Source organism: Methylobacterium sp. BI1 (assembly GCF_056680125.1).
Genome location: NZ_CM155267.1, coordinates 3,923,063 through 3,941,481, shown reverse-complemented (window position 1 = coordinate 3,941,481; position 18,419 = coordinate 3,923,063). Strand labels below are relative to the sequence as shown.

The following is an 18,419-nucleotide window of genomic DNA, read 5'->3' as shown; positions in this document are numbered from 1 at the left end:
GGAGGGCAGCAGGAGCCCTCACATGGCCGACACCTATGACATCCTCATCATCGGCGCCGGCCCCGGGGGCTACGTGGCGGCGATCCGGGCGGCGCAGCTCGGGTTCAAGACGGCGGTGGTGGACCGGGAGCACCTCGGCGGCATCTGCCTGAACTGGGGCTGCATCCCCACCAAGGCGCTGCTGCGCTCGGCCGAGATCTACCACTACATGCAGCACGCCTCCGATTACGGCCTGTCGGCCGAGAAGGTCGGCTTCGATACGGCCGCCATCGTCAAGCGCTCGCGCGGGGTCTCGACCCGGCTCAACGGCGGCGTCGGCATGCTGCTGAAGAAGAACAAGGTCGACGTGATCTGGGGCGAGGCCACCATCACGGCGGCCGCCAAGGGCAACCAGCCGGGCCAGGTCATCGTGAAGGAGACCACCCGTGCCCCGGCCCCGAAGGGCGCCCTGGCAGCGGGCTCCTATTCCGCCAAGCACATCATCGTCGCCACCGGCGCGCGGCCCCGCGCGATCCCCGGCATCGAGCCCGACAAGAAGCAGATCTGGACCTACTACGAGGCCATGGTGCCGGAGACGATGCCCAAGAGCCTGCTGGTCATGGGATCGGGCGCCATCGGCATCGAGTTCGCCTCGTTCTACCGCACCATGGGCGCCGAGGTCACGGTGATCGAGCTGCTGCCGCAGATTCTGCCCGTGGAGGATGCCGAGATCGCCGGCCTCGCCCGCAAGCGCTTCGAGAAGCAGGGCATCAAGATCCTCACCGGTGCCAAGGTAACGAAGGTGGAGAAATCCGCCGATGCCGTCACGGCGACGATCGAGACGGGGGACGGCAAGTCCCAGCAGCTGACGGCGGAGAAGCTGATCTCGGCGGTGGGCGTCGTCGGCAACATCGAGGGCATCGGCCTCGACAAGCTCGGCGTCACCATCGAGCGCGGCATCGTCGTCACCGACGGCCTCGGCCGCACCAACGTGCCGGGCGTCTACGCCATCGGCGACGTCGCCGGCCCGCCCATGCTCGCCCACAAGGCCGAGCACGAGGGCGTGCTCTGCGTCGAGACGATCAAGGGCCTGCACACCCACGCCATGGACAAGGCCAAGATCCCCGGCTGCACCTATTGCCAGCCGCAGATCGCATCGGTGGGCCTCACCGAGGCCAAGGCCAAGGAGCAGGGCTTCGCCGTGAAGGTCGGCCGCTTCCCCTTCGCGGGCAACGGCAAGGCCATCGCGCTGGGCGAGCCGGACGGCCTGGTGAAGACCGTCTTCGACGCCAAGACCGGGCAGCTGCTGGGCGCCCACATGGTCGGCGCCGAAGTCACCGAGCTGATCCAGGGCTACGTCGTCGCCATGAACCTGGAGACCACCGAGGAAGACCTGATGCACACGGTCTTCCCGCACCCGACGCTCAGCGAGATGATGCACGAGAGCGTGCTGGATGCGTACGGGAAGGTGATCCACACCTGATCGGGTATCCCGACCGCGATGGGCAGGTGGCGATGTTCGGGGCTGCCGAGCGCCAGGCTTGAAACCCGCCGGCCGGAGTGACACCTGAGCGCGCGCCAGCCGGATCGGATGTCTCACGAAGGAAGACGCGCGATGGATGGACATGTCTACGGCGCCCTGGGTCAGCCCGGCGTCGGCCTGCTCATGGCAATCGTCATCGGGGCGTTGGCGGGATGGCTCGCCGAGCGCTTCACCGCGGCGAACATGGGTCTGATCGCCAACATCGTGATGGGCATTCTCGGCGGCCTGCTCGGCAACTACCTCGCCCACAAGCTGCACATCCCGATCTTCGGGTTCTGGCGCAACCTGATCTCGGCGACGGTCGGCGCGATCCTCATCATCACGATCTACCGGGCCGTGGCTGGACGCCGGTACTGAGCCGACAGCGGGGCTGACGAACGCGGGCCCCTGTCGCGCCGTTCCGCCGCGGCGGGTTTGCGATCGGGGGCGTCACGCCTTAAGTCCTGGGCACGCGCCGGCGTCTCGCGGGCGAATCCCGTGGATTGTCATGGCCGTCGTCCTCGACCTCCTTCGCAACGATCAGCGCCCGCGCCACCCCGAGAAGGCGCACCGGCCCGACAAGCCGATCCAGCGCAAGCCCGACTGGATCCGCGTGAAGGCGCCCGGCTCCAAGGGCTGGGAGGACACGCGCAGAATCGTCCACGAGCACGGCCTCGTCACGGTCTGCGAGGAGGCCGGCTGCCCGAATATCGGTGAGTGCTGGGAGAAGAAGCACGCCACCTTCATGATCATGGGCGACACCTGCACGCGGGCCTGCGCCTTCTGCAACGTGCGCACCGGCCTGCCGGAAGGCCTCGACGCCGGCGAGCCCGACAAGGTGGCGGATTCCGTGGCCAAGCTCGGCCTGCACCACGTGGTCATCACCTCGGTGGATCGCGACGATCTCGCCGACGGCGGCGCCGAGCATTTCGCCCGGACCATCCGGGCGATCCGCGCGCGCAGCCCCGCCACCACCATCGAGGTGCTGACGCCGGACTTCCTGCGGAAACCCAGCGCCCTCGAGGTCGTGGTCGCGGCCCGGCCCGACGTGTTCAACCACAACATGGAGACCGTGCCGGGCAACTACCTGACGGTCCGCCCCGGCGCGCGCTACTTCCACTCGGTGCGCCTGCTCCAGCGGGTGAAGGAGCTCGACCCGACCATCTTCACCAAGTCCGGCATCATGGTCGGCCTCGGCGAGGAGCGGAACGAGGTGGTCCAGCTCATGGACGACCTGCGCTCGGCGGATGTCGACTTCCTCACCATCGGCCAGTACCTGCAGCCGACCAAGAAGCACCACGAGGTGGTGCGCTTCGTGCCCCCGGACGAGTTCAAGGGCCTGGAGACCACCGCCTACACCAAGGGCTTCCTCCTCGTCTCGGCGACGCCCCTGACCCGCTCCTCCCATCACGCCGGAGAGGATTTCGCAAAGCTGAAGGCGGCCCGTCTCGCCCGCATCGCCAACGCCTAGAGTCTCGATGCCTTCATTCCGGATCAACCGCGCGGTGCGCCATTCGCCGCGCCAGATGTACGACCTCGTGGCCGACGTGGAGCGCTATCCGGACTTCCTGCCCCTCTGCGAATCCCTGCGCGTGCTCCGGCGCCAGCCGGGCGCGGACGGCACGGAGGTGCTCGTGGCCGAGATGGGCGTCGGCTACAAGGCGATCCGCGAGCGCTTCACCACGCGGGTCACCCTCGATCCGCAGAACCTGCGCATCGTGGCCGAGTACATCGACGGCCCGTTCCGCCACCTCGAGAACCGCTGGGCCTTCAAGGAGGCCGAGGGCGGCGGCTGCACGGTCGACTTCTTCATCACCTACGAGTTCAAGAGCCGGACGCTCGGGATGCTCATGGGCACGATGTTCGACCGCGCCTTTCGCAAGTTCACCGACGCCTTCGAGGCGCGGGCGAACCGGGTCTACGGCGCGGCCTGAACGGCGCCTGCACCGACATCCGCCGCAAACCCCACGCCGGCCTGGCGCTCGAACAGGGCGCGGTAGCGTCCCTCCGGCTGGCTGAGCAGATCGTCGTGGCTGCCGTCCTCGACGATGCGGCCGCCGTCGAAGACGAGGATCCGGTCGAGGGACCGCACCGTGGAGAGCCGGTGCGCGATCACGATGGCCGTGCGCCCGCGCATCAGCCGCTCCATGGCCTCCTGGATCAGCGCCTCCGACTCCGAGTCGAGGCTGGAGGTGGCCTCGTCGAGGATGAGGATCGGCGCGTCGGCCAGGAAGGCGCGGGCCAGCGCCACCCGCTGGCGCTCGCCGCCCGAGAGCTTGACGCCGCGCTCGCCCACGAGGGTGGCGTAGCCCTTGGGCAGGCGGGCGATGAAGTCGTGCGCGTTGGCGAGGCGGGCAGCGTGCGCGATCGCGTCCGCGGAGGCGCCGGGGCGGGCATAGGCGATGTTCTCGGCCAGCGACCGGTGGAACAGGATCGGCTCCTGCGGGACGATGGCGATGTGGGCGCGCAGGGACGCCTGCGTCACGCCGGCGACGTCACGCCCGTCGATCGTGACGCGGCCGCCGGTGACGTCGTAGAGGCGCTGCACCAGCTTGACGAACGTCGTCTTGCCGGAGCCCGAACGGCCGACGAGCCCAACCCGCTGCCCGCCCGGGATGTGCACCGAGAGGTCGCGGTAGAGCGGCGTCGCGTGTCCGGCGTAGTGGAAGGTGACGTGCTCGAAACGCAGCTCACCGCCCGCCGCGACGAGCGCCGTGGCCCCCGGCCGGTCGGCGACGCCGTAGGGTTCGGCTTCCAGAGCCACGAGTTCCTCCATCTCGTTGACGCCCCGCTGCACCCGGTTGATGTGACCGCCGATGTCCCGCAGGTAGCCGTGCACCACGAAGTAGGTGGTGAGCACATAGGCCACGTCGCCGGGAGTCGCCGCCCCCGTCCACCAGAGCCACAGGGCCGTGCCGACGATCGCCGTTCGCAGCAGGAGGAGCAGCGCGAACTGCGCCGTGATGCTCCAGGTGATCCGCATCCAGGTGCGGTGCGTCCGCCGGTTCCACCTGCGGAGGAGGCGGGCGAGGCGCGCATCCTCGCGGGCCTCGGCGCCGAAGGCCTTCACCACCGCATTGGCCCCGACGGCATCGCTCAAGGCCCCGCCGAGCCGCGAGTCCCAGACGTTGGAGATCTGGGCCGCCGGCGCGATGACGCGGGTCGCCAGGGCTACGACGATGCCGAGATAGATCAGCGCGCCGAGACCGACCACCAGCCCCATCACGGGCCATTGCAGCCCGAGCAGGATCATGGTGCCGACCAGGACCACGATGGCCGGCAGCAGTTCCAGCAGCAGCGTGTCGTTCAGTCCTTCGAGGGCCCACATCCCGCGCGAGACCTTGCGCACGGTCGAGCCCGAGAAGCTGTTGGCGTGCCAGTCTGTGGACAGGCGCTGGACCCGGTGGAAGCCCGCCTGCGCCACCGCCTGCATGGTCGAGAGGGTCAACGGCACCACCAGGGCCCAGGCAACGTGGCGCAGCCCCAGGGTGACCAGCCCGAGACCGGCCATGGCCGAGAACGCCGTCAGCGCGTCCCAGCGCGCCGCCAGGCGGTCCGCGGCGGAGAGCGCGTCGACCAGCCGGCCGGCGAACAGGGGCAGGAACACGTCGGCCAGGGTCGAGCCGACGATGGCCGCGACGACGCCGCCGAGGAGGCGGATCCTGCTGCGCCACTGACGGACGAGGAACGCGAGGACGGCCCGATAGGCCTCCGCGCCTTTCAGGCGGTCGAGAATCATGGACGCGATCACGGCGCGGAATACGCGCCGACTCCGTGAACGGCATGGGCGCCGCAGCGACCGGCCGAAGAAGGATGAGGGTGGGACGAGGACGCGGTGGCGCGCTCAGGCGCGCGGCGACGTCAGACCGGCAGGCGCGGGGGGCGCAGGCGGGCCGGGGCGGCGAACGATACCGATCTCATGCAGCCTCCCCATGGAAACGCGGACTGGGTTCGCGGGCGAACGCGGCGCGTGAGCACCATGGGCCGTACCCTGTCAGGCACGCGTGTCGGTTTCAAGACGTCGGGGCGAGGACCGATTCGAGGAGACTGAGGGCGTCGCCCACCGCCTGCCGACGGATTTCGGTCCGGCCGAGGTCGCCGTAACGACGCTCCAGGTGGCGCACGGCGCGGCCCGTGGCGGCGAGACCGAAATGCACGAGACCGACCGGCTTGTCGGCGCTGCCGCCGCCGGGCCCGGCGATGCCGGTGATCGCGACGGCGACGCGGGCGCGGGCATGCGCCAGGGCGCCATCGGCCATGGCGCGGGCCACGGGCGCACTCACCGCGCCGTGGGCGGCGATCAAGTCGGCTGGGACGCCGATGCTCTCGGATTTGGCTGCGTTCGAGTAGGTGACGAAGCCACGCTCCATCACGGCGGAGGAGCCCGGGATCGCGGTGAGCAGCCCGGCGACGAGACCGCCGGTGCAGGATTCGGCCGTGGCGACTGTCAGCCCCGCCGCCGCATAGGCGGCGACGAGTGCCTCCGCCCGGGCCAGCAGGGCGGGGTCGTCGATCACGAGCGGCGCTCGGCCGTCTCGTCGGTGGCGTCGAGCGCGGCCGTCACTTCGGGCAGCCGGACCGTGGCGGCGGCCTGCGCCGCCAGGCCCTCGGCGCGGCCGACGAAGCCGAGCTTCTCGGTGGTGGTCGCCTTGATCGAGACGGACGTCAGCGGCACCCCGGCGATCTCGGCGATGCGAGACCGGATGGCCTCGCGATGGGCGCCGATACGGGGGGCCTCGGCCAGGACGGTGATGTCCAAGTGATCGATCTTGCCGCCGCGCGCCCGCACAAGCTCCACCGCATGGGCGAGGAAGCGATCGGACGAGGCACCGCGCCATTGCTCGTCGCTCGGCGGGAAATGGGTGCCGATATCGCCGTCGGCGATCGCGCCGAGCAAGGCATCGGTGAGGGCGTGGAGGGCGACGTCGCCGTCCGAATGGGCGAGGACGCCCCGGTCGGCCGGGATCTTCACGCCGCCGAGCCAGACGTGGTCGCCGTCCGTGAAGGCGTGGACGTCGAAGCCGGTGCCGAGGCGGGTGACGTAGGTGGTCATGGAATGGGCCTCGTTCAGGGCTGTGGGATGTTGGCCGGAGAAGCCGCGATCGGCCTCGATCAGGTCGGCCGGCTGGGTGATCTTGCGGTTGCGCGGGTCGCCCTCGAAGACGACGACGGCCAATCCGGCCCACTCGGCCAGGGCTCCGTCGTCGGTGAAGGCGTGGAGATCCGCCTCGGCCGCGCGGCGATGGGCGTCGCGGAGGGGGCCGTAGGCGAAAGATTGGGGTGTCTGCACCGCGCGAAGGCCCTCGCGCCGGGGCGTCTCGCGGACCCGGCCGGTGCCGTCGCCGAGGTCCTCCACCACCTTGATGGTGTCGGTGACGGCGATGCCCGGCACGGCGGCACGGTGATCACGCCCGGCCACCAAGGCGCGCTCGATGAGGGCCACGTCCACGTGCGGCCGCGCGGCGTCGTGGACGAGGACGAGGTCCGGTGCGCCGGCGCCGTCCAGGGCCTCGAGCCCGGCGCGGACGGATTGCTGGCGGGTCGCGCCACCGGGCACGGGCTCGGCCAGCTTGTCCCGGGTGGCGGCGTCGAGGTCGTCGAGGCAGGCGCGGTAGAAATCGGCCGCGTCCGGTGCGATCACGGGCTGGATGCGGGCGATGCCCGGATGGGCCGCGAGGGCCGCCAGGGTCCGGGTCAGCACGGCCTGGCCGCCGACGCGGCGGTACTGCTTCGGGGTATCGCCCCCGATGCGGATACCGCGGCCGGCGGCGACGACCACCGCTGCCGCATTCCACGCGGTGCCGGACATGCGTATGCTCCCGCGCTTCGGGCGTGTGAGGATCTGCGCACCGGCCGGTCACCGCGCGTCCGCGATGCGAAGGCCCTGGCGACCCATCGATGGGCGGTCTGTCGTTTAAGCGCGGGAGAAGCTGAAATCAAATCCGTGGAATCGCTTGCGCGGCGAGCCGTTTTGTCTATTTGTTGAGCACAATGTACGCTGATGATTATTTGAGCTTTCTCCGCGTGGCGGAGACCGAGGGTGGTCCTGCGGCCCGCGGGGGTGTGCGGCCCGTTCCGGTCCTCCTGGCACCGCTGTCGGGCGTCACCGATCTACATGTCCGGCGCATCGCGCGACGCCTCGGGGCGAGTGCCGTCGTCTCCGAGATGGTGGCCGCCGCCGAGCTCGCCCGCGGCGATCAGGAGGCCCAGCTGCGGGCGGAGGGCAGCGGCGTCGATCCCCACATCGTGCAGCTCGCCGGGTGCGCGCCCGAGCCGATGGCGGAGGCGGCTCGCATCGCCGAGGCGAACGGCGCCGACGTGATCGACATCAACATGGGCTGCCCGGCCAAGGTCGTGACGGGGGTCGCCTCGGGCTCGGCGCTGATGCGCGACATCGAGGGTGCGACCCGCATCCTCGCCGCGGTGCGTGGGGCCGTACGGGTCCCCGTCACGGTCAAGATGCGCCTCGGCTGGGACCACGCCAACCTCAACGCGCCGGAGCTGGCGCGCCGGGCCGAGGGGCTCGGGCTGAACGCCGTGACGGTACACGGCCGCACCCGACAGCAATTCTACAAGGACCGGGCCGATTGGGGCGCGATCCGCGCCGTGGTCGAGGCGGTGGCGATCCCCGTCATCGCCAACGGCGACATCGCCACCCTCGCCGAGGCGCAAAGCTGCCTCGCGCGCTCAGGCGCCGCCGGCCTGATGGTCGGGCGGGCGGCGGTGGGGCGGCCCTGGCTCGTCGGGGCCCTCGCGGCCGGCCTCGCGGGCCGGCCCGCGCCCGTTCTGTCCGGCGCCGAGATGGCCGCCCTGGCGGTGGAGCACTACCAGGGCCTCCTCGCCCTGTATGGGCTGCGCATGGGCGTGCGCCACGCCCGGAAGCACCTGGCGGCCTACGCGGAGGCCGGCGGCGGACTTTCCGGCGAGGACCGGATGCGCCTCCTCACCACCACGGACCCGGCGATCGCAGCCACGCTGCTGGCCCGTGCCTTCGGCGCGGAGACCGGAGCGACGCTGCCGCACGCCATCGGGGAGGCCGCATGAGTTCGGACAAGCCGGTATCGGGCCGCGGCGGCGCGCAGCGACCCGACGCCATCCCCACCAACGAGGCGGTGATCAACGCCCTGCCGCTGCCGGTCCTGACGGTCGGGGCGGACGACCACATCCTCCACGTCAACCATGCCGGCGAGACCTTCTTCGACCATTCCGCCCGGCTGATGCAGCGGCGGCGCCTCTCGGACATCATCCCCTTCGCCTCGCCGATCATCGCCCTGGTCGCGGAGGTGCGGCGGCGCCGGGCCAGCGTCAGCGAGTACGGCGTCGAGCTGGTGCAGCCGCGCTCCGGGCTGGAGCGCAGCGTCGACGTCTTCGCGACGCCGCTGGGCGACGACGAGGAGGCCGTGGTCCTGATGCTCCAGGAACGGACCATCGCCGACAAGATGAACCGCCAGCTCACCCACCGGGGAGCCGCCCGCTCCATGGTGGCGCTGGGCGCCATGCTGGCCCACGAGATCAAGAACCCGCTTGCGGGCATCCGCGGCGCGGCTCAGCTGCTCGAGCAGTCGGGCAACGAGGACGACCGCCTCCTGACCCGGCTGATCTGCGACGAATCCGACCGGATCGTCCGCATCGTCGAGCGCATGGAGCTGTTCGGGGACGAGCGCCCGGTGGAGCGCGGCTCGGTCAACGTGCACGGCGTACTCGATCAGGTGAAGCGCTCCGCGCAATCGGGGTTCGCCCGCCATATCCGCTTCGTCGAGACCTACGACCCCTCCCTGCCGCCGGTGCTGGGCAACCGCGACCAGCTCGTGCAGGTGATCCTCAACCTCGTGAAGAACGCCTCGGAGGCCATCGGCGCCGATGCGGTCGACGGCGAGATCACCCTTTCGACGGCCTTCCGCACCGGCCTGCGCCTGCAGGTGCCGGGCTCGCGCGAGCGCGTCAGCCTGCCGATCGAGGTCGCGGTGCGGGACAACGGTCCGGGCGTCTCGGCGGACCTGCTGCCCGACCTCTTCGACCCCTTCGTCACCACGAAGGCGCAGGGCTCCGGCCTCGGACTTGCATTGGTCGCCAAGATCATCGGCGACCATGGCGGGATCGTCGAGTGCGATCCAGTCCCCCGCCGAACCACCTTCCGCCTTCTTCTCCCCATGTCGAGCGCCCGCGACGGGCGCGAATCGTCCGCGGAGCTGTAGAGTCGCGTCATGCCCAACGGACACATCATCGTCGCGGATGACGACGCCGCCATCCGCACAGTCCTCAACCAGGCCCTGTCGCGGGCCGGGTACGAGGTCCGCTCGACCGGTAACTGCGCCACCCTCTGGCGCTGGGTCGCCGAGGGGGCGGGCGACCTCGTCATCACCGACGTGGTGATGCCGGACGAGAACGTCTTCGACCTGCTGCCGCGCATCAAGCGCGTGCGGCCGGAGCTGCCGATCATCGTCATGAGCGCGCAGAACACCTTCATGACGGCGATCCGCGCGTCCGAGCGGGGCGCCTACGAGTACCTGCCCAAGCCCTTCGACCTGAAGGAGCTGATCGCCATCGTCGGGCGCGCCCTCTCCCGCCCGCGCGGCACGGCGCCCGCCGGGACAGACCCGGGTAACGAGGACATCCCGCTCGTCGGGCGCTCGCCCGCCATGCAGGAGATCTACCGGGCTTTGGCCCGGCTGATGCCCACCGATCTCACCGTGATGATCACCGGCGAATCCGGCACCGGCAAGGAACTCGTCGCCCGGGCCCTGCACGATTACGGCCGGCGCCGGACCGGCCCGTTCGTTCCGGTGAACATGGCCGCCATCCCGCGCGACCTCATCGAATCCGAGCTGTTCGGCCACGAGAAGGGAGCCTTCACCGGCGCGCTGTCGCGCTCGGCCGGGCGCTTCGAGCAGGCCGAGGGCGGCACGCTGTTCCTGGACGAGATCGGCGACATGCCGATGGAGGCGCAGACGCGCCTCCTGCGCGTGCTGCAGCAGGGCGAGTACACCACCGTCGGCGGCCGGGTGCCGATCAAGACCAACGTCCGCATCATCGCGGCCACGAACAAGGACCTGCGGGTCTCGATCCAGCAGGGCATCTTCCGCGAGGACCTGTTCTTCCGCCTGAACGTGGTGCCTCTGCGCCTGCCGGCCCTGCGCGAGCGCTCGGAGGACGTTCCCGACCTCATTCGCCACTTCTTCATCCTGGTCGAGCGCGAAGGCCTGAGCCGCAAGCAGCTCGACGGCGAGGCGATGGAGCGCCTGAAGCGCTATCGCTGGCCCGGCAACGTCCGCGAGCTGGAGAACCTCGTCCGGCGCCTCGCGGCGCTCTATCCGCAAGAGACGATCACCGGGCCGGTGATCGAGGCCGAGCTGGACACCCTGCCGCTGGCCCAGAACCAGCCGAACGGCCCCGCCGGCACCCGGAAGCCGAGCGGCGAGGCCGAAACCCTGTCGGGGGCGGTGGAGCGTCACCTCGCCGAGTATTTCGGCGGCTATCGCGACACGCTGCCGCCGCCGGGCCTGTATCACCGCATCCTCCGCGAGATCGAAGGACCGCTCATCGGCGCGGCCCTGGCCGCCACCCGCGGCAACCAGATCCGGGCGGCCGAGTTGTTGGGCGTCAACCGCAATACCCTGCGCAAGAAGGTCCGTGACCTCGATCTGCAGGTCTTCCGCAACGCGCGGTGACCCCGCGCCCTCCAGCCGAAGCCCTTTTTCACTTCAGCGAGGATCCGGCGATCCGGGTCTTCGTGCCGCGTCCCGTTCGGGTGGCCATCGACCGCGGGCCGGAGCGTGCCTGGCTCAACGGACCCCTGGTCTGGGCGATCGATGCCGCGCACAGCCTACTCTACCTCTTCCCGCGCGACTGTCCCCGCATCGTGATCTGGCCGACGGCCGAAACCACGCCGGAGGACCGGCGGACCTGGTTCGGCGACGTCACGGGCCGCGCCGTCGCCTATGTGGAGGAAGCCTGGATCGAGCGGATCCGATCCGCGACGCTTCACCGATACGGGATGCCAGCAGAGACCTTCGAGGTTGTCGGCGAGCCCGGAGCCTGGGTGTCGCGTCGTGCGGTCGTTCCCTACGGTCTCGATACACTCTGGAACCTGCCCGGGGCGATGGTGACGGAGGGTCTGGAACTCCGGGCCCTGCCGCGCCTCACCCCCCTCGCGCCTGTCTGGCGATCGACGCTCCAGGCCAGCGGTCTGCGCCTGCGCAATGCGCGGGACTGGGTGCCGCCGGCCGGCGGCCCCCCGAGGCCGCACGCGCTCTCAGGGGCCGGGCCGGCGTCATGACCGAAATACCTGGCGCGGACGAAGCACCTGGCTCGGACGAAATACCTGGCTTGGACGAAGTACCTGGCTCGGAAGGGCTCAGACGTGCGTCTCGCGCAACATCTCCGGCCGCACCGCGAGGAGGATGACCAGCCCGCCGGCCGCCATCGCGGCGGCGATCAGCCAGAAACCCAGGGTCAGGCTTCCGGTGCTCGTCTTGATCGAGCCCAGGACGAACGGGCTGACGAAACCCCCGGTCAAGCCCAGGCTGTTGATCAGGGCGATGCCCCCGGCGGCGGCCGATCCTTTGATGTAACCGGTGGGGATCGACCAGAACAACGGCATCGTGGTGATGATGCCGAGGGCCGCCAAGGTGATGAAGACGAAGGAGAGCACCACGCTTCCGTTCGAATAGATCAAGCCGACCAGCGCCAGGGCCGAACCGAAGGCCGTCAGGGCGAGGTGCCAGCGCCGCTCCAGGGTCCGGTCCGAGTGGGCCCCGATGGCGACCATGCCGCCGGCGGTGATCCCGTAGGGGATCGCGGCCAAAAGGCCGATCTGCAGCGGATTCCCGTAACCCATCTCCTTGATCATCGTCGGCAGCCAGAAGGTGATCAGGTAGGTCCCAGCGATGAAGCAGAAATAGGCGAAGGACAGGAAATAGACCCGGGGATCCCGGAAGGCGGAGAAGAAGGACGGCAGGCCGTGCGCCTCCGAAGGGAAGCCGGACCGCTCGAGGGCGAGGTTGTCGCGGATCAGGGCCTTCTCATCGGACGACAGCCACTTCGCCTGGTCGGGTTTGTCGTCAAGATAGAGAAAGACCGCCAGACCGAGCAATGTGGTGGGCAAGCCTTCGAGCACGAACATCCATTGCCAGCCCTTCAGGCCCCAGATCCCCGCCATGTCGTTCATGATCCAGCCGGAGATCGGGCCCCCTAGGGCCCCGGCCACTGCGATGCCGCTCATGAAGATCGCGATGATGCGCGCCCGGTATGCGCCAGGGTACCAGTAGGTGAAGTACAGGATGATCCCCGGAAAGAATCCTGCCTCGAAGACGCCGAGGAGAAAACGCAGGCCATAGAAGGCCCAGGGCGCGTGGACGAAGGCCATGAGGGCGGAAACCAAGCCCCAGATGACCATGATCCGGGTGATCGTCTTGCGGGCGCCGATCCGTTCGAGGAGCAGGTTGCTCGGCACTTCGAACGCGAAATATCCGAGGAAGAAGATCCCGGCTCCGAGCCCGTACACGGCGTCGCTGAACCCAAGGTCGGATTTCATCTGCAGCTGCGCGAAGCCGACGTTGATCCGGTCCAGATATGCAAGGACGTAGCAGATGAACAGGACCGGAACCAATCTCCACGTAATCTTCGCGTAGACGGCTGCCGGCTTCGCTGAGATCCGACCAGCCATCTCATGGTCTAGATCGAGAGCTGCTGAGTGCATGGCTTTCCCTCCAATGGATTTTTATTTTGTAATTCTTGCGTGATTTCTTCTTTAGCTTCCTATCCCCGAAGCTTTACCGCAGCCGATGCAAGCATCGACTCCGGTTGGCGTGCTCCTGGGGGCAGACGGATCGCATACCGACGGCAGGGCGGATCGCATGGAAAGCGGCGCGGAAACCCTTACGCCCGCTACCCGCTAGGCTTGAAGGACAAGGGCGAACCCTTCCTCCCGCGCGTGCCGACCATCGCGAAAAATCCGAGGGCGGTCCCGGGGTTCGCCGACGGCGGCTCGGCAGAACACTCAGCGCAGGAAGTGATCGGCGTAGGCGGCTCCAAGGCCGATCCGCTCGTAGTGCTGACGAACGTTTTCGAGCTTGGTGAAGACGTCCTCGTAGCCCATCGGTTTGCCGTAGGGATCGACGTAGACGTAGCCGCCGGTGACGTGGAAGAGCGTCGCCATCTCTGTCACGTCCTCGGGAACCACCAGCGTGTGGGTCTCTCCCGGCGGCTCGAACGCGTAGTCCCCGGCGGTCGCCACCCAGTCATGCTCGAGGTAGTGCCACTTGCCGCGCAGCGTCAGGGCATGCACCGGGCCATTGTGCCGATGGCGGGACAGGATGCCGGAGGAGCGGACGCGCAGGATGTTGACGTAGTAGCCCTGACTGACGCTGAGGACGAGGGGCTTGAACGCGACGTCGTCCGACTGGGGAATCCAGTGACGCTCGTCGGTGTCGAGATCGAGGGCGCCCCCGATGAAGATGTCGTCCAGCATGCCGGCGGGCTGGGGCAGCTGAAACGCGACCTTGCTGGTATCCAGCCGGGGCTTTTCCATCATCGCGACCTGCGGCCGGACCTGATCGAGAACGGTCATCCTGAACTCCGGATTGATTGGCTTCGGTCCGGAGATAGTGGGCCGAATACTGGTCTCGGATCTATCCGGCCAGGGTCAGAGCTTCTATGACCACCGTTCACAGATGAGGTGGGCCGGGGCATGGAGTTCAGAGATCTGACAACCTTCGTGCGGGTCGCGGAGGAAGGCGATTTCTCGGCGGCGGCCCGCAGCCTGGGCCTGACGCCCTCGGGCGTCAGCAAAACGATCGCGCGTCTCGAAGACGGTCTCGGCCGGCGCCTGCTGCAGCGCTCGTCCCGAACCATGCGCTTGACGCCGGAGGGCGAACACTTCCTGGACGCGGCGCGCCGCGTCCTGGACGCGATGCAGGAGGCCGAAGCCATCGGCTCCGCGATACCGACCGGAATGCTCCGGATTCGCTGCGTACCGACCTTCGCGCGCTATCAGCTCGCCCCGATCATCCCGGAGTTTCGCCGCCTCTACCCGCGCCTGCGCATCGCGTTCGTCCTCAGCAACGAGCGAACCGCATCCCTGGACGATCAGGCGGACGTCGCAATTGCCAGCGGCGACCTTCCGAACTCAAGCCTGATCGCCCGGCGCATCGCCAGCAGCCGCTGGGTTATCTGCGCGTCTCCCGCCTATCTCGCCGAACGGGGGTCCCCGGCATCGCCGGCGGATCTCGGCCGTCACGAGTGCCTCAATTTTTCGATGCAGACGCGATGGAATTCCTGGTCGGCGGTCGTCGGCGCCCCGACGGACGAGGGCGGCATCATCGCCAACCAGGGCGACATGCTCCTGGCACTGGCGCGGGCGGGAGCCGGGATCGTGCGCCTCGCCGAGTTCCATATCAGCGACGACCTGCACGCCGGCCGCCTCGTCCGGCTGTTCCCGGACGAACAGGATCAGACGGAGGAGCCGATCTACGTCCTGTATCAGGAGCGGCGGAACCTCAGCCCGCGGATCCGGGCCTTCGTCGATTTCGTGGAACGCGCCTTCGCGGATACGCCGTGGCGGTACGAGCCCCGCTCGACCTGATCGGCTCGCGAGACCGCCCTCCACGGAGGTCGAGGGTGGAATCGGGGCGATGGCCCGGGCGGCAGGCCGTCCGATTGCCGGGCCTGCTAGGCCTGGGCAGCGTCACTTCAAAGCAGGACGCGGACGGGTCGCCCCGTCCGCGTCGCCGGCTTCCCAATGCTGAGGCGCCCGTCAGGCCATAGCGGGCTTGCCCACCAGGACCGGCTCGGCACTTCCATCGAGCCAGCGCCGGCGCATCGGCTTCAGCACGAAGTAGGCGAGGATCGCGGTCAGCACGTCGAGGGTGATGATGATCGCGAAGACCGGCAGCCACGATCCCTGCACGGCGTAGATCCAGGCCGCGATCGGGCCGCCGAAGAGCGAGCCGATGCCCTGGGCCATGTAGAGGAAGCCGTAATTCGTCGTGGCGTGCTTGGTCCCGAACGTGTCCGTGAGGATCGAGGGGAACAGCGAGAAGATCTCGCCCCAGGCGAAGAATACCACGCCGGAGAGAAGCGCGAAGGCGTAGGCGTTCTCCCGGAAGACGAGGAGCAGGGCGATCGCCGCCGCCTCGGCCGCGAAGGCGATGCCCATCGTGTTCTCGCGCCCAATCTTGTCGGAGACCCAGCCGAAGAACGGACGGGTCAGACCGTTGGTGATGCGATCGAAGGTGAGCGCGAAGGGCAGGGCGACGAAGCCGAAGATGATCGCGTCGGCGACGCCGAAGTCACGGGCGAAGGAGGCGAAGTTGGCTACCACCATCAGGCCGCCCGTCGACATCATCGTCATCATGACGAACATTAGCCAGAACAGCGGGGTCCGCAGCATCACCTTCGGGGGCGTGTCGTGCACGCAGGTCGAGAGGTTGACGGCGGGCGCCGGCAGCACCTCGCCGGCCCGGGGGGCACGCAGGCCGAGGGCCGCCAGGGCGCCGATCGCCCCGAGCACGATGCCGAAGACCGTGAGCGTATGGCGGTAGCCGTCGGCCACGAGCATGTCGCTGATTGGGAAGGTGCTCAGCATGGCGCCCATGCCGTAGCCGGCGGCGACCACGCCGACCGCGAAGCCGCGCCGGTCGGGAAACCACTTCACCATCAGGCCGACGATCCCAACATAGACGATGCCGGTGCCGAGGCCGCAGAACAATCCATAGGTCGCGTAGACGCCCAGCAGGGTATCGACCCGGGCGGCCAGAACCCAGCCGAGGCCGGAGAGGGCAGCGCCGAGAGCGATCATCAGCTTGGGGCTGAACCGGTCGATCAGGTAGCCCTGAACCGGCGAGAAGAAGGTCTGCAGCACGATCAGGATCGTGAAGGTCCACTGGATCTGCGGCAGGGTCGAGCCGGTCGTCGCGATCAGCGGTTTGGTGAAGAGCGTCCAAACGTATTGCGGACTGGAGATCGCCATCATGGCGATCAGCCCGAGGCCGAGTTGCAGCCAGCGTTGGCGGGAGAGGGTCGTATCCATTATTCGCTCCTTGCGACGGACGCGCCTTCGCAAGGATGATGCCAAGTCATTGTTTCGCCTGACCTAATGGCGCAACCCAGCCGCGAAGGTCAGCGCAAGTTACAGCCCCTCCGAACCTCCGTCGGATCTCGGGTCATGCACCGCGGCGACCGAGCCATTGCTCGGGTGACGCACGAGCATCCCGGCATGGCCGAGGGAGTCGATGTAGGCGCCGCCGAGTTCCTCGATCTCGTGCCCGAGCGTGCGCAACGCGGCGATACAGGCCGGGTCGAAGCGGTCCTCGACCTTCACGGTGAGGGACTCAGCACCCCAGGTCCGGCCATAAAGCAGGCGCGGGGCATCGACGGCGGTCGCCGGGTCCATGCCGTAGTCGGCGTAGCGCGCGAAGATCTGCGACTGGAACTGCGGCTGCCCATCGCCCCCCATGCTGCCGTAGGACATGACGCGGCCGTCGTCGAAGCAGGCGAGGGCCGGAATGAGGGTGTGGAACGGTCGGCGGCCGGGCTCCAGCGGGTTCACCGCCTTGGCATCGAGGGAGAACGACGTGCCCCGGTTTTGCCAGTGGATGCCGGTCTTCGGCAGCACGATGCCGGAGCCGTATTCCCAGTAGATCGACTGGATGTAGGACACCGCGAGGCCGTCGCGGTCGATGGCCCCCATCCAGACGGTGTCGCCCTCGCCGGGATTGCGCAGGGGCACGCTGGCGGCCCGGCGCATGTCGATCTGCGCCGCCTCGCGGTCCAGGCGCTCCGGCGTCAGGAAGCCGGCGGGGTCGACGGCCAGCCGATCGTAGTCGGTCACGATCCGGTCACGGATGGCGAAGGCGCGCTTCGTCGCCTCGATCAGCCCGTGGTAATGCGCGGTGGTCTCGGGTCGCTCGATCCGCAGGCGGTCGAAGATGCCGAGGATCAGCAGAGCGGCGATGCCCTGGGTGGGCGGCGGGAAGTTGTAGAGCGTCGCATCGCGCCGGCGGATCGAGAGCGGCGCGCGCTCGCGCGGCGCGTAGGCTTCGAGGTCGGCCCGGGTCATCGGCGTCCCCAGGCGGTCGAGGTCCGTGGCGATCTCGCGCCCGAGGTCCCCCTTGTAGAAGTCGTCGAGGCCCGCATGGGCGAGCTGCTCCAGGGTGCCGGCGAGCGCCGGCAGCTTGCGCAGGGCGCCGGCCGCGAACGGCTCGCCACCGTCGAGGAAGGTTTCCGCGAAGTTGGGCTGGTCGTGGAGCGTATCGAGTTCCTTCGGGACGTAGCGGGCCTCCGAAGGCGAGACCGCGACACCGTCCCGGGCATGGCGGATCGCGTCGGCGAGCAGGGTGGAGAGGGGCAGGCGACCGCCCAAAGCCTTCGACAGGTCGAGGGCGAGGCGCCAGCCGCCGATGGCACCCGCTACGGTGAGCGCCGCGTCCGGTCCCCGCGACGGCAGAACCTCGTAGCCTTTCTCACGGTAGCGCTGGATCGTCGCGTTCCGCCCGGCCGGGCCGCAGGCCTCGATGCCGCGCACCCGCCCGCCGCGCTCGCGCACCAGCCAGAAGCCGTCGCCGCCGATCCCGTTCATGTGCGGGTAGACCACCGCGATGGTGGCGGCCATGGCCGTCATCGCCTCGATGGCGTTGCCCCCCTGCGCCAGGACATGCTGCCCGGCCTGAGCCGCGAGGCGGTGGGGCGCCGCGACCGCGGCCGAGGCGAAGACGGGGGTGTTGGACATCGTGATCTCTGCGTGAGGTTGAGCCGAAGAATAATGTATTTTCGCGTGGCGTCGATCGATCCTGGACAGACAGGACGGCCGGCCCGCCGCCATGAACGGACGCAGCGGCTCCTCCGCACCGCCTGTCGTTCTAGAGGATTACGGACCAGCGCCGCGCTCGATTCGTATTAATTTCGCCACACTGTTGTGGCG

General features: G+C 69.0%; 16 protein-coding genes. 9 read left to right on the top strand and 7 right to left on the bottom strand.

The features are described 5' to 3' along the window. Positions 1 to 22 precede the first annotated feature (22 nt). The 4 genes from lpdA to AC1MGR_RS18610 all read left to right on the top strand — a co-directional run bounded on the left by lpdA (position 23) and on the right by AC1MGR_RS18610 (position 3,435). Complete coding sequence (gene lpdA, locus AC1MGR_RS18625; RefSeq protein WP_480232517.1) at positions 23 to 1,462, top strand: dihydrolipoyl dehydrogenase; 1,440 nt, start codon at positions 23 to 25, stop codon at positions 1,460 to 1,462. Between the two features lie 132 nt (positions 1,463 to 1,594). After that, complete coding sequence (locus AC1MGR_RS18620) at positions 1,595 to 1,879, top strand: GlsB/YeaQ/YmgE family stress response membrane protein (protein ID WP_480232516.1); 285 nt, start codon at positions 1,595 to 1,597, stop codon at positions 1,877 to 1,879. Between the two features lie 130 nt (positions 1,880 to 2,009). Continuing rightward, positions 2,010 to 2,972, top strand: coding sequence for a lipoyl synthase (gene lipA, locus AC1MGR_RS18615; protein WP_480232515.1), 963 nt, complete (start codon positions 2,010 to 2,012; stop codon positions 2,970 to 2,972). 7 nt (positions 2,973 to 2,979) lie between these two features. Further along, complete coding sequence (locus tag AC1MGR_RS18610; protein ID WP_108034371.1) at positions 2,980 to 3,435, top strand: type II toxin-antitoxin system RatA family toxin; 456 nt, start codon at positions 2,980 to 2,982, stop codon at positions 3,433 to 3,435. On the opposite strand, the gene AC1MGR_RS18605 is transcribed toward AC1MGR_RS18610, so the two are convergent. The 3 genes from AC1MGR_RS18605 to AC1MGR_RS18595 all read right to left on the bottom strand — a co-directional run bounded on the left by AC1MGR_RS18605 (position 3,420) and on the right by AC1MGR_RS18595 (position 7,310). Next, positions 3,420 to 5,240, bottom strand: coding sequence for an ABC transporter ATP-binding protein (locus tag AC1MGR_RS18605; RefSeq protein WP_480232514.1), 1,821 nt, complete (start codon positions 5,238 to 5,240; stop codon positions 3,420 to 3,422). The two genes, AC1MGR_RS18610 and AC1MGR_RS18605, sit on opposite strands and share 16 nt — an antisense overlap. 274 nt (positions 5,241 to 5,514) lie before the next feature. Continuing rightward, positions 5,515 to 6,018 (bottom strand): CinA family protein, encoded by a 504-nt coding sequence (locus AC1MGR_RS18600; protein WP_480232513.1) that lies wholly within the window; start codon positions 6,016 to 6,018, stop codon positions 5,515 to 5,517. Beyond that, positions 6,015 to 7,310, bottom strand: coding sequence for a bifunctional 2-C-methyl-D-erythritol 4-phosphate cytidylyltransferase/2-C-methyl-D-erythritol 2,4-cyclodiphosphate synthase (locus AC1MGR_RS18595; protein ID WP_108034374.1), 1,296 nt, complete (start codon positions 7,308 to 7,310; stop codon positions 6,015 to 6,017). The genes AC1MGR_RS18600 and AC1MGR_RS18595 overlap by 4 nt, the downstream gene beginning before the upstream one ends. Before the next feature lie 182 nt (positions 7,311 to 7,492). Between AC1MGR_RS18595 and dusB the strand changes: the two genes are divergently transcribed. The 4 genes from dusB to AC1MGR_RS18575 are packed head-to-tail and all read left to right on the top strand — an operon-like array spanning position 7,493 to position 11,777. Continuing rightward, positions 7,493 to 8,545, top strand: coding sequence for a tRNA dihydrouridine synthase DusB (gene dusB, locus AC1MGR_RS18590; RefSeq protein WP_480232512.1), 1,053 nt, complete (start codon positions 7,493 to 7,495; stop codon positions 8,543 to 8,545). Beyond that, the gene (locus tag AC1MGR_RS18585) at positions 8,542 to 9,696 is read left to right on the top strand and encodes a two-component system sensor histidine kinase NtrB (RefSeq protein ID WP_480232511.1); all 1,155 of its coding nucleotides are present in this window, start codon (positions 8,542 to 8,544) and stop codon (positions 9,694 to 9,696) included. Before dusB ends, AC1MGR_RS18585 begins: the two co-directional genes overlap by 4 nt. Positions 9,697 to 9,705: 9 nt before the next feature. Continuing rightward, the gene (ntrC, locus tag AC1MGR_RS18580) at positions 9,706 to 11,169 is read left to right on the top strand and encodes a nitrogen regulation protein NR(I) (RefSeq protein ID WP_108034376.1); all 1,464 of its coding nucleotides are present in this window, start codon (positions 9,706 to 9,708) and stop codon (positions 11,167 to 11,169) included. Beyond that, entirely contained in the window at positions 11,166 to 11,777 is a 612-nt protein-coding gene (locus AC1MGR_RS18575; RefSeq protein WP_480232510.1) for a DUF6886 family protein, read from the top strand. The genes ntrC and AC1MGR_RS18575 overlap by 4 nt, the downstream gene beginning before the upstream one ends. 78 nt (positions 11,778 to 11,855) lie before the next feature. Here the strand turns inward: AC1MGR_RS18575 and AC1MGR_RS18570 are convergent, their stop codons facing one another. Both AC1MGR_RS18570 and AC1MGR_RS18565 read right to left on the bottom strand, forming a co-directional pair. Continuing rightward, positions 11,856 to 13,109 carry an MFS transporter gene (locus AC1MGR_RS18570; RefSeq protein ID WP_480232509.1) on the bottom strand — a complete coding sequence of 418 codons (1,254 nt, stop codon included), beginning with the start codon at positions 13,107 to 13,109 and terminating at the stop codon, positions 11,856 to 11,858. 390 nt (positions 13,110 to 13,499) lie between these two features. Next, a complete protein-coding gene (locus tag AC1MGR_RS18565; protein ID WP_480234834.1) occupies positions 13,500 to 13,970 on the bottom strand; it encodes a 2,4'-dihydroxyacetophenone dioxygenase family protein in 471 nt (156 codons plus the stop codon). Positions 13,971 to 14,189: 219 nt separating this feature from the next. On the opposite strand from AC1MGR_RS18565, the gene AC1MGR_RS18560 reads away from it, so the two are divergent. After that, positions 14,190 to 15,083, top strand: a complete 894-nt coding sequence (locus tag AC1MGR_RS18560) for a LysR family transcriptional regulator (protein WP_480232508.1) — start codon at positions 14,190 to 14,192, stop codon at positions 15,081 to 15,083. A gap of 171 nt (positions 15,084 to 15,254) precedes the next feature. Here the strand turns inward: AC1MGR_RS18560 and oxlT are convergent, their stop codons facing one another. Continuing rightward, positions 15,255 to 16,529 (bottom strand): oxalate/formate MFS antiporter, encoded by a 1,275-nt coding sequence (gene oxlT, locus AC1MGR_RS18555; RefSeq protein ID WP_108034380.1) that lies wholly within the window; start codon positions 16,527 to 16,529, stop codon positions 15,255 to 15,257. Positions 16,530 to 16,628: 99 nt separating this feature from the next. Further along, on the bottom strand, positions 16,629 to 18,227 hold the full coding sequence (locus AC1MGR_RS18550) for a gamma-glutamyltransferase family protein (protein ID WP_480232507.1): 1,599 nt from the start codon (positions 18,225 to 18,227) through the stop codon (positions 16,629 to 16,631). Positions 18,228 to 18,419: the final 192 nt, after the last annotated feature.